Origin of the sequence: Pseudochelatococcus lubricantis (assembly GCF_042432495.1) — a bacterium.
GTDB classification, from domain to species: domain Bacteria; phylum Pseudomonadota; class Alphaproteobacteria; order Rhizobiales; family Beijerinckiaceae; genus Pseudochelatococcus; species Pseudochelatococcus lubricantis.
The window spans coordinates 392,114-408,456 of the sequence record NZ_JBHLXC010000006.1 but is presented as its reverse complement, the minus strand read 5'-3'; the positions used below and the strand labels follow the sequence as shown (position 1 = coordinate 408,456).

At 71.6% G+C, this 16,343-nt stretch carries 17 protein-coding genes; 15 read left to right on the top strand and 2 right to left on the bottom strand.

The features are described from left to right. The first annotated feature begins 14 nt into the window (after positions 1-14). Entirely contained in the window at positions 15-1,340 is a 1,326-nt protein-coding gene (locus ACFFJ7_RS12635; protein ID WP_377592763.1) for a phage major capsid protein, read from the top strand. On the opposite strand, the gene ACFFJ7_RS12630 is transcribed toward ACFFJ7_RS12635, so the two are convergent. Next, entirely contained in the window at positions 1,337-2,143 is an 807-nt protein-coding gene (locus ACFFJ7_RS12630) for a S1 family peptidase (protein WP_377592760.1), read from the bottom strand. The two genes, ACFFJ7_RS12635 and ACFFJ7_RS12630, sit on opposite strands and share 4 nt — an antisense overlap. Here ACFFJ7_RS12630 and ACFFJ7_RS12625 point away from each other — a divergent pair. From ACFFJ7_RS12625 to ACFFJ7_RS12560, 14 genes are all read left to right on the top strand, one after another. Then, positions 2,142-2,708: a head-tail connector protein gene (locus tag ACFFJ7_RS12625; RefSeq protein WP_377592758.1), complete on the top strand. Its 567-nt coding sequence runs from the start codon at positions 2,142-2,144 to the stop codon at positions 2,706-2,708. The genes ACFFJ7_RS12630 and ACFFJ7_RS12625 overlap by 2 nt on opposite strands. A 1-nt stretch (position 2,709) precedes the next feature. Beyond that, the gene (locus ACFFJ7_RS12620) at positions 2,710-3,048 is read left to right on the top strand and encodes a phage head completion protein (RefSeq protein WP_377592756.1); all 339 of its coding nucleotides are present in this window, start codon (positions 2,710-2,712) and stop codon (positions 3,046-3,048) included. Further along, positions 3,045-3,479: a DUF3168 domain-containing protein gene (locus tag ACFFJ7_RS12615; RefSeq protein WP_377592754.1), complete on the top strand. Its 435-nt coding sequence runs from the start codon at positions 3,045-3,047 to the stop codon at positions 3,477-3,479. Before ACFFJ7_RS12620 ends, ACFFJ7_RS12615 begins: the two co-directional genes overlap by 4 nt. An 11-nt stretch (positions 3,480-3,490) precedes the next feature. Beyond that, positions 3,491-3,901: a phage major tail protein, TP901-1 family gene (locus ACFFJ7_RS12610; protein ID WP_377592752.1), complete on the top strand. Its 411-nt coding sequence runs from the start codon at positions 3,491-3,493 to the stop codon at positions 3,899-3,901. 23 nt (positions 3,902-3,924) lie between these two features. Further along, a complete protein-coding gene (locus ACFFJ7_RS12605) occupies positions 3,925-4,455 on the top strand; it encodes a rcc01693 family protein (protein ID WP_377592750.1) in 531 nt (176 codons plus the stop codon). A gap of 2 nt (positions 4,456-4,457) precedes the next feature. Continuing rightward, complete coding sequence (locus tag ACFFJ7_RS12600; protein ID WP_377592748.1) at positions 4,458-5,093, top strand: phage distal tail protein, Rcc01695 family; 636 nt, start codon at positions 4,458-4,460, stop codon at positions 5,091-5,093. 12 nt (positions 5,094-5,105) lie between these two features. Next, positions 5,106-5,987 (top strand): phage/gene transfer agent baseplate hub protein, encoded by an 882-nt coding sequence (locus ACFFJ7_RS12595; RefSeq protein WP_166950673.1) that lies wholly within the window; start codon positions 5,106-5,108, stop codon positions 5,985-5,987. Continuing rightward, complete coding sequence (locus ACFFJ7_RS12590; RefSeq protein WP_377592746.1) at positions 5,984-6,433, top strand: C40 family peptidase; 450 nt, start codon at positions 5,984-5,986, stop codon at positions 6,431-6,433. Before ACFFJ7_RS12595 ends, ACFFJ7_RS12590 begins: the two co-directional genes overlap by 4 nt. A gap of 12 nt (positions 6,434-6,445) precedes the next feature. Further along, positions 6,446-10,306, top strand: coding sequence for a baseplate multidomain protein megatron (locus ACFFJ7_RS12585; RefSeq protein ID WP_377592744.1), 3,861 nt, complete (start codon positions 6,446-6,448; stop codon positions 10,304-10,306). Positions 10,307-10,320: 14 nt separating this feature from the next. After that, entirely contained in the window at positions 10,321-11,292 is a 972-nt protein-coding gene (locus ACFFJ7_RS12580; RefSeq protein WP_377592742.1) for a DUF2793 domain-containing protein, read from the top strand. 16 nt (positions 11,293-11,308) lie between these two features. After that, positions 11,309-11,698, top strand: coding sequence for a hypothetical protein (locus tag ACFFJ7_RS12575; RefSeq protein WP_377592739.1), 390 nt, complete (start codon positions 11,309-11,311; stop codon positions 11,696-11,698). Next, positions 11,691-12,962 (top strand): hypothetical protein, encoded by a 1,272-nt coding sequence (locus ACFFJ7_RS12570; protein ID WP_377592737.1) that lies wholly within the window; start codon positions 11,691-11,693, stop codon positions 12,960-12,962. The genes ACFFJ7_RS12575 and ACFFJ7_RS12570 overlap by 8 nt, the downstream gene beginning before the upstream one ends. Before the next feature lie 9 nt (positions 12,963-12,971). Then, entirely contained in the window at positions 12,972-13,865 is an 894-nt protein-coding gene (locus tag ACFFJ7_RS12565; protein ID WP_377592735.1) for a hypothetical protein, read from the top strand. A gap of 109 nt (positions 13,866-13,974) precedes the next feature. Continuing rightward, complete coding sequence (locus tag ACFFJ7_RS12560; RefSeq protein ID WP_377592733.1) at positions 13,975-14,625, top strand: lysozyme; 651 nt, start codon at positions 13,975-13,977, stop codon at positions 14,623-14,625. Here ACFFJ7_RS12560 and ACFFJ7_RS12555 read toward each other — a convergent pair whose 3' ends face one another. After that, positions 14,626-16,278 (bottom strand): AMP-binding protein, encoded by a 1,653-nt coding sequence (locus tag ACFFJ7_RS12555; protein ID WP_377592731.1) that lies wholly within the window; start codon positions 16,276-16,278, stop codon positions 14,626-14,628. It abuts the gene before it with no gap. Positions 16,279-16,343: the final 65 nt, after the last annotated feature.

The following is a 16,343-nucleotide window of genomic DNA, read 5'->3' as shown; positions in this document are numbered from 1 at the left end:
ACGGAGATATGCCGATGACCGTTGAATACGATGTTGCCACGCTGCCGACCGGCGCGCCCGAGACCAAGGTGGCGCACGACAGGGCTTCGCATGGCGAGGTTGCCGCCGCCTTCGCGGAGTTCTCGCGCGCCTTCGCCGCCTTCCGCGAGGCCAACGACGCGCGCATCGACGCGCTGGAGACGCGCATGGCCGGCGATCCCGTGATCGAGGACAGGGTCGCGCGCATCGACCGGGCCGTGGACGAGACCAAAGGCAGGCTCGACCGGCTGATGCTGGAGGCGCGCCGGCCCGCGCTCGCGGGGATCGAGGGGCGCGCCGCCGATCCGGTGGTGGAGGAGCACCGGAGTGCGTTCGCCGGCTACATGCGGGGCGGCGAGACGGCTGGACTGAAGGCGCTGGAGCTGAAGGCGGGCGGCGCCCGCGCCCTCTCGGCGGGATCGGGGCCGGACGGCGGCTATCTGACGCCGGCGGCGGTGGAGCGGGACGTGCTGGCGCGCCTCGGCGACATCTCGCCCATGCGAGCGCTCGCCTCCGTGCGGCTTATCTCCGGCGCGGCCTACAAGGGCGCGGTCACGAAGACGGCGGCGGGCGCCGGCTGGGTCGCGGAGACGGGCGCGCGGGCGCAGACCGACACGCCCGTGCTGGCGGAACTCGACTTTCCCGCCCTCGAACTCTACGCGCTGCCCGCCGCGACGCAGACCCTGCTCGACGACGCGGTGGTCAACATTGAGGAATGGCTCGTCTCGGAGGTGGAAACGGCGTTCGCCGAGCAGGAGGGCAGAGCCTTCATCGAAGGCAGCGGCACGGGCCAGCCGAAGGGGGTCGTCAAGTATCCGACGGCCGCCCACGCGGACTGGGAATGGGGCAAGCTCGGCACCACCGTGACGGGCGCATCCGGCGCATTTCCGGCGAGCAACCCGGCCGATATCCTGCTCGATCTCATCTACAGCCTCAAGGCGGGCTACCGGCAGAACGGCGTCTTCCTGATGAACCGGAAAGTGCAGAGCGCCGTGCGCAAGCTGAAGGGCGGCGACGGGCATTACCTGTGGCAGCCGCCAGCCACCGCCGACCAGGCGGCATCGCTGTTCTCCTTCCCCATCGTGGAGGCGGAGCATATGCCGGACATCGGTGCCGACAGCCTCTCCATCGCCTTCGGGGACTTCCGGCGCGGGTATCTCGTCGTGGACCGCGCGGGCGTGCGCGTGCTGCGCGATCCGTATTCCGCCAAGCCCTACGTGCTGTTCTACACCACGAAGCGCGTGGGCGGCGGCGTGCAGGACTTCGACGCCATCAAGCTGCTGAAGTTCGGCACTTCCGCCGCGCCCGCGGCAGGCGGTTAACGCCACTCCGCCGTGCGGCCCCAGCGGTTCAGGGTGCCGTCGATGAAGCCGCGCTGGGGGGCGACGAGAACGCCCTGCGTGTAGAGGCCGCACTGGCTGTTGCCCGCGCCCTTCGCCCAGGTGGAGACGGCGATGACGGCGCCGTCTCCGCGCACGATGGGGCCGCCCGAGTCGCCCTGGCAGACGCCGGCGCCGGGGCGCTTCCCGAGCCCGGACGGATCGGCCGCCCACAGCAGGATCTTGCCCGGTCCGTAGGGCTCGACGATGACGAGTTCCGCCGCGCGGAAGGTGCCCATCGTTTTCGGGTCGCCCTCCGCCGCCGTGCCCCAGCCCAGCGCGGTGACGGGCGTGCCGGCGCGCGGCAGCTTCGCCGCGCTGAGGGCCGCCGGCGCGAAACGGGCGGGCAGGGGCGCGGGCAGGCGGATGAGGGCGAGGTCTATGGAGCGCTGGCGCGCCTCTATCGCGCCCGCGTTGTAGCCGCCGTGCGTCGCGACCTCGGCGGGCTCCAGCAACACCGGCTCGCCGGAGGGGTCGCGGAAATGGACGCGGATCTCGCGCCCGCCCGCGACGCAATGGCCGGCGGTGAGCACCGCATCCCGCGCCAGCACGATGCCGGAACACACGCCGCCGCCCTTCGACAGCACCATCACGGTGCGCGCCTTCAGCGGGCCGCCGTTCTCCGCGCCGCGGACGATGGCGGCGGCCGGCGTGGCGGCCAGACCAGCAACAAGCGAGGCAACGACCGTTGCCGCCGCGACATGCACGCGCGCGTTCACGCGCGCCGATTTCCGAAGGATCATCATGACCCCGCTTCTCCTGACCGGACCGGCAGCCGAGCCGGTGACGCTCGCCGATATCAAGGGTTACCTGCGCCTCGACCATGACGACGAGGACAGGCTCATCACATCGCTTATGACAGCCGCGCGGCTGATGGTCGAGGCCGAAAGCGGCCGTTGCCTCGTCGCGCAGACCTGGCGGCTGGTGCTCGACCGCTGGCCGGCGGCAGGCCCGATCCGGCTGCCTCTTTCGCCCGTCATCAGGCTCGACGGCGCGCGCGTGTTCGATGCGGCGGGCGCCGCGATGGCGGTGCCGGCGACGCATTTCCATGTGGATACGCTCGCCGAACCGCCGCGTCTTATGCCTGCGGCGGCACTGCCGGCGCCGGGACGGCCGTTCTCCGGCATCGAGATCGATGTCACGGCCGGCTACGGAGAGGCCGCCGCCGACGTGCCGATGCCGCTGCGGCAGGCGGTGCGGGCCATCGTGGCGCGCTGGTACGAGCATCGCGGCGACGGCACCGGCGAGGTGCCGGCCATTCCGCCCGAGGCGCTGGCGCTGATCGCGCCCTACCGGCGCGGGAGGCTGTGAGATGGCGGTGCGCGGAATCGGCGAGCGGCGGCGGCATTTCTGGCTGGAGATGCCGGTGGAGCAGTACGACGGCGCGGGCGGCGTGGTGCGCCGCTACGCGCGCCGCGCCCGCCTGTGGGGAACGCTGGAGGCGGTCGGCGCGTCGTCCGGCGCGGCGCGGGAGGCGGCGGAGCGGCGGGAGATCGCCACGACGTGGCGTATCGTGACCGGCTTTAGGGCCGATATCGACGGCCGCAGCCGGCTGCGGCTCGGCGGCCGTGTGTTCGCGGTGCTGTCCGCCGCCGACCCCGACGGGCGGCGCCGTGGCCTCGTCGTGGTGGCAGAGGAGATCACGCCATGAGCGGGGCGGAAGCGAAAGGGCCGGTGCTGGCGCTGCGCGAGGCCATCGTCGCGGCACTGGCGCGGGATGCGGCGCTGACGGCGATGCTCGGCGGCGCGACGATCCATGACGAGGCGCCGCGCGGCGCGCGCGGTGTGTACGCCGTGTTTTCGGAAACGCGGCTGCGCGACTGGTCGACGGGCAGCGACCAGGGCCACGAGCAGGACGTCGCCATCAGCGTGTGGTCGGTGGAGGGCGGGGCGCGGATGGCGCTGCGCGCGGCGGCGCGGATCGGCGAACTGCTGGACGGAGCGGCGTTGACGCCAGACGGCCACCGGCTGGTGAACCTGCGGGTCACGTCGTCCGAAACGCGGCGCGATACACGCGCCGACCGTTCCCGCGTGGTGCTGCGGCTGCGGGCGGTGACGGAAGTACTCTCAACCCGGAATTGATGGAGGAGCGGATGGGTGCCCAGAAAGGCAAGGACCTGCTGCTGAAGGTCCGCGACGGCGGCGGCGTCTTCGTGACGGTGGCGGGCCTGCGTGCCCGCCAGATCGCGTTCAACGCGGAGGCCGTCGACGTGACGCACGCGGAATCCGTCGGGCGTTGGCGTGAGCTGCTGGCGGGGGCGGGCGTGCGGCGCGCGGCGGTGACGGGCGCCGGCGTGTTCAAGGATGAGGCGTCCGACGCGCTTGTGCGCCAGAGCTTCTTCGACGCGACCATCGCCACCTGGCAGGTGATCGTGCCCGATTTCGGGCGGATCGAGGGGCCGTTTCAGGTGACGAGCCTCGAATACCGCGGCGACCATGCTGGCGAGGTGACGTTCGATCTGGCGCTGGAATCGGCCGGCGCCCTCGTTTTCAGCGCATTGTGAGGACGGTCATCGGGAGGACGATCATGGCCAATCGCAGACGGGGCGAGATCGAGGCGGTGCTCGCCGGAGAGCGCCATAAGCTGGTGCTGACACTGGGCGCGCTCGCGGAGCTGGAGGACGCCTTCGGCGTCGCGGACCTCGTGGCGCTCGGCCGGCGGCTGGCGGCGGGCGGGCTCTCGGCGCGCGATATCACGCACATCCTGCAGGCGGGACTGCACGGGGCGGGCAGCAGCCTCGACGCCTCCCGCCTGCCGGTGGCGCGGGCACTGCCGGAAATCTTGCGCGCCGTGACGGAGCTGCTCACCGCGACCTTCGGGCAGGAGGAAGCCGCAGGCGGGCCTTCGCATGCCGTTGACGCGACGCGGCCTTTTCCATGGGAGGAGGCGATGCGGCTGGGCTTCGGCGTTTTGCGGCTGTCGTCGCGCGCCTTCTGGGGCATGACGCCGCGCGAGCTGGCGGCGGCGGCGGGCATCTATGGGCCGCCGCGCGCGCCGCTTTCCGGCGGGGAGCTTGCGGCGCTGATGCGCGCCTTTCCGGACGACACGGGAGCATGACGATGCCGGCAGGTTTTCATGAAGTGCGCTTTCCGCTCGATGTAACGCCCGGTGGGCGCGGCGGGCCGGAATGGCGCACCGACGTTGTGACGCTCGGCTCCGGCGCGGAGCATCGCAACGCGCGCTGGGCGCAATCGCGCAGGCGCTACGACGCCGGCTACGGCATCAAGACGCTCGATGCGCTGCACACGGTGCTCGTCTTCTTCGAGGAACGGCGCGGCAGGCTTTTCGGCTTCCGCTGGCACGACCGGATGGATTGCCGCTCGGGAGCGCCCTCGCGGACACCGGCCTTCACCGACCAGCGGATTGGCACCGGCGACGGCGCGGCGCGGACGTTCCAGCTCGTGAAAAGCTACGGGACGGGCTACGCGCCTTATGTGAGGCGGATCGCCAAACCGCTGGCAGGAACGGTCTCCGTCGGCCTCGATGGAGCCGCGCTGCCGGCAGAGGCGTTCGATGTCGACACCGCGACGGGGCGCGTGACACTCGCGCAGGCGCCGCAGGCGGGGGCGGCGGTGACGGCCGGGTTCGCGTTCGACGTACCCGTGCGCTTCGATACCGATGCGCTTGGCATCGATTTCGCGGCGTTCTCGGCCGGCGTCATCCCGGCCATTCCGCTCGTCGAAATCCTGGATTGAAAAGGAGGCGCCATGCGCGCGCTATCGGATGGGCTCTCGTCGCACCTCGGCGAGGGCGTGACCACGCTTTGCCGCTGCTGGAAGCTGCTGCGCCGCGACGGCACGGCCGCGGGTTTCACCGACCACGACCGCGATCTGCATTTCGCGGGTGTGACCTTTCTGGCCCGCTCCGGACTGGAGGCGGCGGAGGCGACGGCGGAGCTGGGCTTCGCCGTTTCGGGCGGCGACGTGGCGGGCGTGCTGGCGGCGGCCAGCATCACGGAGGAGGATCTCGCCGGCGGGCAATATGACGACGCGGGTGTCGAGACGTGGCTCGTGAACTGGGCGGACGTCGCGCAGCGGCTGCTGCTCGACGTTGCGTCCATCGGCGAGATCAGGCGCACCGAGCATGCCTTCACGGCGGAGCTGCGCGGCGCGATGCACCGTTACGATCAGGAGCAGGGCCGGGTCTACCGGGCGGATTGCGCGGCCGATCCCGGCGACAGCCGCTGCAGGGTGGCGCTCGACGCGCCGCATCTGCGCGCGGCGGGAACGGTGGAGACGACGGACGGGCGGCTCGGCTTCTCGGCGGCGGTGCTCGGCGGATACGCGGACGGCTGGTTCACGGGCGGTGTGCTGACGTTTCAGGGCGGCGCGAACGCCGGCGTCACCGCCGGGGTGAAGGCGCACCGGGGCGCGACGCTGCAATTGTGGACGCCGGCGGCGAGGGCAATCGCGGCGGGCGATGCGTTCGCCGTGACGGCTGGCTGCGACAGGAGTTTCGCCACCTGCCGGGCGAAATTCGGCAACGCGGTGAACTTTCGCGGCTTTCCGCACATGCCCGGCAACGATTTCGTCGTGCGCTACCCGTCGCAGGGCGAGCCGGGGCTCGACGGCGGGAGCCTGTTCCGATGATCGCGCGCGCTGCCATTGTCGCGCAGGCGCGAAGCTGGATCGGCACGCCGTACCTGCATCAGGCGGCGCTGAAGGGCGTGGGCTGCGACTGCCTGGGGCTCGTGCGCGGCGTCTGGACGGCGCTGTACGGCCGCGCGCCGGAAACGCCGCCGCCCTACAGCGCCGACTGGGCGGAGGCGGGCGGCGTGGAGACCCTGCGCGACGCGGCGCTGCGGCATCTCCGGCCGGTGAGCCCGGACGCCATCCGCGCGGGCGACGTGCTGCTGTTCCGCTGGCGCGCGCATGTGCCGGCGAAGCACCTCGCCATCGCCAGCGAGGCGGGGCCGAACGGCGCGCGCATGGTGCATGCGCACGACGGCGCGGCCGTGTGCGAGGTGGCGCTGTCGGGGTGGTGGCGGCGGCACCTCGCCGGCGCCTTCTCGTTTCCCGATTCTCTTGACCAGTGAAGGAGGGCGCGGATGGCGACGCTTGTGTTGCAGGTGGCGGGGGCCGCCGTCGGCGGGCTCGTCGGCGGACCCGTGGGGGCGATTGCCGGGCGGGCGCTCGGCGGACTCGCCGGGGCGATGATCGACAGCACGCTGTTCGCGCAGGGCGGCGGCACGCAATACCGCGAGGGGCCGCGCCTGGCCGACATGGACGGGCTGACCTCGACGGAGGGAGCGCCGGTGCCGCGCGTCTACGGGCGGGCGCGTATCGGCGGGCAGCTCATCTGGGCGACGCGGTTCGAGGAGAACGTCGAGCACGAGGTGACGCGCAGCAGCGCGCGCGGCGGCAAGGGCGGCGGCGCTAAAAGGCAGACGACCGTCACGACCACCTATTCCTACTATGCCAACCTTGCCATCGGCCTGTGCGAGGGCGAGATCGCGCAGGTGCGGCGCGTGTGGGCAGACGGGCAGGAACTCGATCCCGAAATCGCCTTCCGCGTCTACAGGGGCACGGAAGACCAGCAGCCGGACCACCTGATCGTGGCCAAGGAGGGCGAGGCGAATGCGCCCGCCTATCGCGGCCTCGCCTATGTGGTGTTCGAGCGCCTGCCGCTCGCGGAATACGGCAACCGCGTGCCGCAGTTCTCGTTCGAGGTGGTGCGGCCGGCGAACGGGCTCGGGGCGCGGATCAGGGCCGTCGAGGTGATTCCCGGCGCGTCCGAGTTCGCCTACGACACGGCGGCGGTGGTGCGGCTGGGCGCGCCGGGGGTGAGCGTTTCCGAAAACCGGCACCAGCGCGAGCGGGAGGCGGATGTGCTCGCCTCCTTCGATGCGCTCGCGGCCGTCTGCCCGAACCTGGAACGGGTGGCGATCGTCGCGAGCTGGTTCGGCGACGACCTGCGCGCGGGGCATTGCACGATCACGCCGCGAGTCGAGCATGCGGCAAAGGAAACCCACGGCGGCGAATGGTCCGTGGCCGGTTTGACACGGGCGCAGGCGCGGACGGTGAGCAGCGTGGACGGCGCGCCGGCCTATGGCGGCACGCCTTCCGACGCCTCGGTGAGGGCGATCATCGCGGAGGCGAAGGCGCGCGGCTGGGCGGTGACGCTCTATCCCTTCGTCATGATGGACGTGCCGCCCGGCAATGCCCTCCCCGATCCGTACACGGGCGCGGCCGGACAGCCGCCCTATCCCTGGCGGGGGCGCATCACCTGCGATCCCGCGCCCGACCGCGCCGGCACGGTTGATGGCACAGCGGAAGCGGCGGCGCAGGTGAAGCGGGTCTTCGGCGCGGCGGACGGCCGGGGCCTGCGGCGGCTGGTGCGCCATTACGCAACGCTCGCGGCGGAGGCCGGCGGCGTGGATGCCTTCGTCATCGGCTCGGAACTCGTGGGGCTGACGCGCGTGCGCGCGGCGCCCGGCGTCTATCCGGCCGTCGCGGAACTCGTGGCGCTCGCGGCGGAGGCGCGCGCCATCCTCGGTGCGGGCACCGCCATCACCTACGCGGCGGACTGGACGGAATACGGCGCGCATGTGCGCGACGGCGGGCGGGAAGTGCGCTTCCCGCTCGATCCGCTGTGGGCGGACGCGAACATCGACGCGGTGGGCATCGACTTCTACGCGCCGCTCTCGGACTGGCGCGACGGCACCGGCCATGCCGACGCGCGGGAAGCGGAGTCCGTCCACGATCTCGACTACCTCAGGCGCCGGGTGACGGCGGGCGAGGGCTTCGATTGGTATTACGCCGACACCGCCGGGCGGGCGGCGCAGCAGCGCCTGCCTATCACGGATGGCGCTCATGGCAAGCCGTGGATATTCCGCCAGAAGAACATCGCCGGCTGGTGGGGCAATGCGCACGTGGAGCGCGTCGACGGCGTCGAAACGGGCGCGACCGCATGGGTGCCGTGCGGCAAGCACGTGTGGCTGACCGAGATCGGCATTCCGGCGGTCGACCGCGGTACCAACGGGCCGAACGTGTTTCCCGATCCGAAATCCTCGGAATCGGCCTATCCGCCGTTCTCGCGCGGCACGCGCGACGACCTGATCCAGAACCGGGGGCTGACGGCGCTGCTCGATGCCTACGGCTCCGGCGGGACGGCGGCCAATCCGCTCTCGCCGCGCGACGGGTTGCCGATGGTGCCGGCTGACCGCGTGTATGTATGGACGTGGGACGCGCGGCCCTATCCGGCCTTTCCGGCGCTGACCGACGTGTGGCGCGACGGCGGCAACTGGGAGACGGGGCACTGGCTTACCGGGCGGCTCGACGGGCTGACGCTGGACGGCCTCGTCGCGGCGGTGATCGCCGACTGGGGCCTGCCGGCCGCCGACGTCATGCTCGACGGGGAACTCGACGGCTATGTCATCGACCGGCCCATGTCGGCCAGGCAGGTGCTGGAGCCGCTGGCGAGCGCCTTCGGCTTCCATGCCGTGGCGAGCGGCGGGGCGGTGCGCTTCCGCGCCAACGCGGGGCCTGCCGCCGTCGCGCTGGCGGCGAGCGAGATCGTGCCGGACGGGGAGGGCGCGGGCATCACGCTGCGGCGGGCGCAGGAAACGGATCTGCCAGGCGAGATCAGGCTCGGCTACACGGACGGCGACCGCGACTATCGCCGCTCCGCCGCCGTCTCGCGCCGTGTCGCGACGGGCAGCCGGCGCTCGGAAGGGCGGGAGCTGGCGGCGGTGCTGCGGGCAGGGCTGGCGCAGCATCTGGCCGATACGGGATTGCAGGCGCTGTGGGTGGGGCGCGAGACGGCCGCCTTCGCGCTTTCCACGCGGCAGGTGAGGCTGGAGCCCGGCGATGTCATCGCGCTGCCGGTCGGCGGGGAGACGCGGCCGTTCCGCGTTTCCCGCATCACGGACGGGGCGGTGCGGCAGGTGGAGGCGCATGCCGTGGAGCCTTCGCTGCAGCGGGACGCCGTGCCGACGCTGCCGCGCCCGCTGCCCGCCGTCCCGCAACTGCCGGGGCCGCCCGCCGTCACCGTGCTCGACCTGCCGCTCGCGACCGGTGAGCCCGCGCCGCTGCAGGCGATGGCGGTGTTCGCCGATCCGTGGCCGGGGCGCGAGGCGATCTGGCGCGCGGGCGATGGCGGCGGCTTCGCGCTGCATGCCGTCGCGGAGCTGCGCGCCATCGCGGGCGAGACGCTGACGCCGCTCGGGCCGGGGCCGCTCTGGCGATGGGATATGGGCAACAGCGTCGACGTGCGGCTGCGCGGCGGACTGCTCACCAGCCTCGACGACGCGGCCGCGCTGGCGGGCGGCAACGCTGTCGCCGTGCAGGGCGCGGACGGACGCTGGGAAATTCTCTGCGCGGCGCGCGCGGAACTGGTGGCGGCGAATACGGTGCGGCTGTCGCGGCTGCTGCGGGGGCTGGGCGGCTCCGAAGCGGAGGCGGCGCGCACCGTGGCGGGCGGGGCGGCGGTCGTCGTGCTCGATTCCGCGCTGGTGCCGCTGACGACGGATGCGGGCGAGATCGGGCGGCCGTGGCGCTATCGCATCGGGCCGGCTTCCGGTGATCATGCCGGGCCGATGGTCGTGGAAGTCACGGCCGCCGCGACGGCGCAGGCGCTGAAGCCGCTGGCGCCGGTGCATCTTTCCGCCCGCCGCACGGCGGACGGGATCGCCATCGGTTTCATCCGCCGCGCGCGGACAGGCGGCGACAGCTGGGAACTCGCGGAGGTGCCGCTGGCGGAGGCGATCGAAGCCTACGAGATCGACATTCTCGCCGGCGACACCGTGAAACGCACGCTCTTCGCCACGGCGTCGCCGGCGCTCTATCCGGCGGCGCAGGAACTCGCGGATTTCGGCTCCGCGCAGGGCGCGATCGGCGTCGCGGCGTTCCAGCTCGGCGCGACGGTCGGGCGTGGCTTTGCGGCGCGGGCCACGTTGAAGGTTCTCTGAAAGGATATCCCACCATGAGCGAGACGACGAAACTGCGGCTGCCGCTGCTGGCGGCGGCGCAGGCGCAGAAACACGTCACCCACAACGAGGCGTTGCTGAAGCTCGACGCGCTGCTGCATCTGGAGGTCATCGACCGGGATCTCGCCGCGCCGCCTCCCGGCCCCGCCGACGGCGACCGCTATATCGTGGCGGCCGGCGCGTCGGGTGCATGGGCGGGCGAGGACGGCCATGTCGCCGTGTGGCAGGACGGCGTCTGGCGCTTCCACGTGCCGCAAACCGGCTGGCGGGCGTACGTGCGCGACGAGGGGGCGCTCTGCGTCAAGGCCGACGCCGGCTGGTTGGCGCTCGGCGCGGGTGGAGGGGCGTTGCAGAACCTGACGCTGTTCGGGCTCGGCACGCAGGCGGACGCCGAAAACCCGTTCGCGGCGAAGATCGGCAAGGCGTTGTGGACGGCGAGGACAGTGGCCGAGGGAGGCACCGGCGACCTGCGCTACACATTCAACAAGGAAGCGGCGGCGAACGTGCTCTCGCTGCTCTTCCAGCGCAACTGGTCGGGCCGGGCGGAGATGGGGCTGATCGGCAGCGACGACCTGCAGGTCAAGGTCTCGGCGGACGGCGCGACATGGCGCGAGGCGCTGCGCATCGACCGCGCGACGGGGCGGGCGACGTTCTCGCAAGGCATCGCGCCGCGCGCGTGGGTGACGCTGACGGACGCCGCGACCGTCGCCATCGACGCGGCGGCCGGCGACAAATTCCGCCTGACGGCGAGCGGCACGCGGACGCTGGGAAAACCGACCAATCTCACGGACGGCGTGCGCTTCCTGCTGCGTGTCATCAACAGCGCGGCGACGACGCTGACGCTGAACGCGGCCTATGCGCCGCTCTCCGGCAGCGTGCCTGCGCTGCGCACCGGAGCGGGGCAGGGCAACACCTTCGACTGCGTCTACGACGCGGCCGCCGACAAGATTTTCTATGCCTGGTACTGACGGACGGGAGACTGCCTTGAGCTGTGCGAAGGGGCGCGTTCCGCGCCACGATTTCCACCTGCGGCGCGGCGACAGCGCCACCATCGTCCTGCGTTTCAGGACGCTGTCGCAGACAGGCGCGACGCGCCTGCTCGACCTTGCCGAAAGTGACATCACACTCGCCGTGGAGTGGCCTGGCGGCGGGCTGGTGCGCCGTTCCGGCAACGGAGGGCTTGCCGTCGACGCGCGTGCCGGCACGGTCGCCTGGCGGCCGGAGCCCGTCGAGACGCGCGCCATTCCCGAAGGGCGCGTCGCCACCTACCGGCTCGTGCGCGAGGTGGCGGAGGGCGAACGGCGCACGCTGCTGACGGGCTTCGTCATCGGTGCCGGAACCACGGGCGAAGGAGGAGATGCTGACGATGTGTGACAACGACTGCGCGACGGTGGTCGAAATCCTGATCCCCGGCCCTCAGGGACCGGGCGGTGTGGGCAACAGCGGCATCGGCGGCTATTCCGTCGCTGTCGAGAACGCCGCGGAAGGCCATACCCTCGTCTTCGACGGGGAGGTGTGGGAAAACCGCCCGCAGCCGGCGGGACAGGGCGACATGAAAAAGGCCGTCTACGACGCGGACGGCGACGGCAAGGTCGACGTGGCCGCCGCCGCGGACGCGGTGGCGTGGGCTGGCATCGCGGACGTGCCGCAGAGCTTTCCACCCGCTGCGCACGCGCACGACACGGCGCAGGTGACGGGTCTCGACGCAGCGCTGGCCGCGAAAGCGCCGCTCGACTCGCCGACCTTCACCGGCGTGCCGACCGCGCCGACGGCGGAGCCGGGCGCGAACGGCGGGCAACTCGCGACAACGGCCTTCGTGACGGCGTCCATCGGCGCATTCGAGCCGGCGGTGACGTGGGACGCGATCGCCGGCCGGCCGGAAGCCTATCCGCCCGCCACGCACGACCACGGCATGGCGGAAATCGCCGGCCTCGGCGAGGCACTCGCGCAAGCGGGCAGGATCGCCGGGCCGGCGACGACGCTCGCGGGCGCGCTCGCCTACTTCGACGACACCACCGGCGCGCTGCTATCATCCGGAGACGACACGATGACGAGCCTGACCACCGCACTGGAGGCGATTGCCGGGGCGATCGCCGAGCATCCGGGCACGACCCCTTCCGCGCCGACGTGGGAGATGCTGACCGGAAAGCCCGCCGCATTTCCGCCCGCGGAGCACCTGCATCCGTTGTCGGACGTGACGGGTCTCGACGCGGCACTGGGCGGAAAGGCGGACGCTTCGGCGCTGCCCGCGCCCGCGAGCGCCGGCGCGCTGCTGGCCGGCGCAGACGACGCAGCCTTCGCCACGGGAAAGGGAATTGCGGACGCCAACGCGCCGGTGGCGCTCGATGCCACCGGTGAGACGGTCGCCATCGATCTGGCGGCGGGTCTCAATTTCACGCTCGCGCTGCCGGACAGCCGCACCGTCGCCAACCCCGCCAACGCGCGGCCGGGGCAATCTGGCAGCATCTGGGTAACGCGCACAGCCGCAGGCGCGGTGCCGTCGTTCGGCGCTCACTGGCGGCCGGCCGGGGGCGGCAGCGCATTCAGCGCGGACACGAATGCGGCCGACCTCGTGACGTTTCTCGTCATCGCGCCGGGCGTCGTGGCCTACACGGTGCTCGGCGGCTTCGCGGCGTAGGAGGGGAACATGATGCTGGGCCTGCATCCCATGCTGATGGGAGAGACGGCAAAGCCGGAGCCGCCGGGCGTGTGGAAGGCGTATGCCTCGGCGTCGCCGCGCACGATCCGCTCCGTCATCCACGTCAACGGACTGTTCGTGGCGGTGGGGGACGGCGACACGATCCAGACGAGCACTGACGGCGCCAACTGGACGCTGCGCAGCAGCGGCACCGCCGGCGACCTGCGCAGCGTGACCCATGGCAAGGGCCAGTTCGTGGCCGTGGGCGACAAGTGCCAGATATACACCAGCCCGGACGGCATCGGCTGGGCGTCGCACGGGACGCCGGAAGAGGCCGCCGGCGGCATGTGGAGCGTCGCCTACGGCAATGGCCTGTTCGTGGCCGGCGGCGACGGCGGCACGATGTATACGAGCTGGGACGGCGTGTACTGGGCGGCCCGCGCCGGCCACTACGCCGCCAACGCCTACGCGCTGATCTATACCGATTATACCGGCAGCCTGTTCGTGGCCGGATGCGGCGGCGGGCGGTTCCAGACGAGTACCGACGGCATTTTCTGGATGCCCGGCGACGACTTCGGCGTCAGCGCGGTGCGCGCCATGGCCTATGTCGGCGGCGTGTTCGTGGCCGTGGGCGACGGCGGCGTCACGCAAACGGGCACTAACGGCAAGAAGTGGACGCGCCGGCCCGGCGCCCACACGAGCGACATCCACGCGCTCGCCCACGGCGGCGGCCTGTTCGTCGCGGGCGGAGACAGCGGCGCGCTCCAGCGGAGCGCGGACGGAATCACCTGGCAGGCGGACGCCGGGGCGCAAACGGGCGATATCCGGAGCCTCGTCTACGCCGGCGGCCAGTTCGTCGCCGGCGGGCAGGGCGGCCAGATCCAGAAAATGAGATGGCCGTAGCGCATTTTTGCTTGAAAACGCTTTAACGCCGGGAACCGGATGCAATGCCGCCCTCCGGGGCGGCTTTTTTGTGGCTGAACTTCTTCATCAAACGAACATGGAGGCCAGCATGGCCCGCAAGGTAACGGACCTCGTCATCGACCGCATCAGGCAATGGGAGGGGCTGCGGCTGACCGCCTATCGCGACGCGGGCGGTGTGTGGACCATAGGCTACGGCCACACGGGCGCGGAGGCGCGCGCCGGCCGGACCATCACGCGCGAGCAGGCGGAAGCGCTGCTGCGGCGCGATCTCGCCCGCTTCGAGGCGGCGGTGGAAAAGGCCGTCGGCGTGCCGCTGTCCGACAACCAGTTCGGCGCGCTGGTGTCGTTCGCGTTCAACGTGGGGGAAGCGGCCTTTGCCGGCTCGACGCTGGTGAAGCTGCTCAACGGCGGCGACTACAACAGCGTGCCCGCGCAGCTCGCCCGCTGGGTCCACGCCGGCGGGCGACGGGTGCAGGGGCTGGTCAACCGCCGGGCGGCGGAGGCGGGCCTGTGGGCCGCGGGCGCGTTCGTGTCGTCCGCGCCGGTGGCGGCTTCCGTGCCGCCGCAGGGGCTGCTGACGGCGGAATCCGCCACGGCGACGGCAGGCGTGCTCTCGGCCGTCGCCACGGCGGCGAGCACGCCGGGACCGCTGCAATGGCTGTTCATGGCGATCCTCGTCGCTTCCTACGGCTTCAGCGCACTGTCGTGGTGGTCGCGCCGCCGGGAGCAGGCACGGTGATCAGCCCTCCTCTCGCAGCGCCCGGCGCAGGACCTTGCCGACGTTGCTCCGGGGCAGGGCATCGCGGAAGACGATGGAGCGCGGCGTCTTGTAGGCGGTGAGGAACTGCCTGCAATACTTGACGATATCCTCCTCCGTCAGGTTCGGGTCCTTGCGCACCACAAAGGCCCGGACCGCCTCGCCGGTCGCCTTGTCCGGCACGCCGACGACGGCGACTTCCGAAACGCCGGGATGGCCCGCGACGACGTCCTCGATCTCCGCCGGGTAGACATTGAAGCCGGAAACCAGGATCATGTCCTTCTTGCGGTCGACCAGCACGACGCGGCCGTTGTCCGTGAGGCGGGCGATGTCGCCGGTCTTCAGCCAGCCGTCGGCGGTGAGGGCGCGGTCGGTCTCCTCCGGCGCGTTCCAGTAGCCGCGCATGACGTTGGGGCCGCGCACCCACAGCTCGCCTTCCTTCCCCGGCGCGACCTCCTCGCCCAGATCGTCGCGCAGGCTGATCTCCATGGAGGGCAGCGGCAGGCCGACGCTGCCATCGAATTCATGGCCGTCGACCACCGGGCTGAAGGTGACGACGGGCGACGTCTCGGTGAGGCCGTAGCCTTCGATGATGGGCACGCCCGTGCGCTCGCGCCAGCGCCGCGCCACGGCTTCCTGCGTCGAGGCGCCGCCGGCGATGGCATAGCGCAGGCCGCTGAAGTCGATCCGGCCGAAATCCGGGTGGTTCAGCATGGCGTTGTAGAGCGTGTTGATGCCCATGATCGCCCTGAACTTCAGCCTGGCGATGGTCCGGATGAAGCCCTTGATGTCACGCGGGTTGGCGATCAGCACCGACGTCATGCCGTAGGACATGAACAGCAGCAGCATGTTGAGCGCGAAGATATGGTAGAGCGGCAGCGGCACGATGACGCTGCCGCCGCCCGTGAGGCAGGCGAGGGCGCGAACCTGCTCGACATTGGCGACGAGGTTGCGGTGGGTGAGCATCGCCCCCTTCGCCCGCCCGGTGGTGCCGCCCGTGTACTGCAGGAACGCCAGATCGTCGCCAAGGATGCGCGGCCTGCGCGGCGGCTGCTTGCGGCCGATCGCCAGCGCCTCGCGCAGGGACCGCGCGCCGGGCAGGTCGTAAGGCGGGACGGCCTTGCGGAACTTCAGGACCAGCTCCACGAGCCAGCGGCGCGGCAGGGGCAGCAGATCACCGATGCCGGTGACGATGACCGTGCCGACGGGCGTCTGTGCGCGGACTTCCGCCAGCGTGGCGGCGGCGAGGCTGCTGACGACGATGACCTCGGCGCCGCTGTCGACGAGCTGCGATTTCAGCTCGCGCGCCGTGTAGAGGGGATTGACGTTCGTGACCACGAGGCCGGCCTTCAGGATGCCCAGAAGCGCCACCGGATATTGCAGCAGGTTCGGCATCATCAGCGCCACGCGGGTGCCGGCGCGCAGGCCGAGGCCGTTTTGGAGATAGCTGGCGAAGTCGTCGGAGAGGCGGTCCAGCGTGCCGTAGGTCATCGATGCGCCGAAACTCGACAGAGCGACGCGGTCGCGGTAGCGTCCGGCGGCTTCCGCGAACATTGCCGGGATGGACGGAAAGCGGTCGGGATCTATGGTCTCCGGCGCGTTCGGCGGGTAGTGATCCAGCCAGATCGGTTTCATGGCTTCCCCCAGATAGCCTGAGATTGGACAGATGCCTTGCGGCCCGGGGCGCGTGCCGGGCCGGG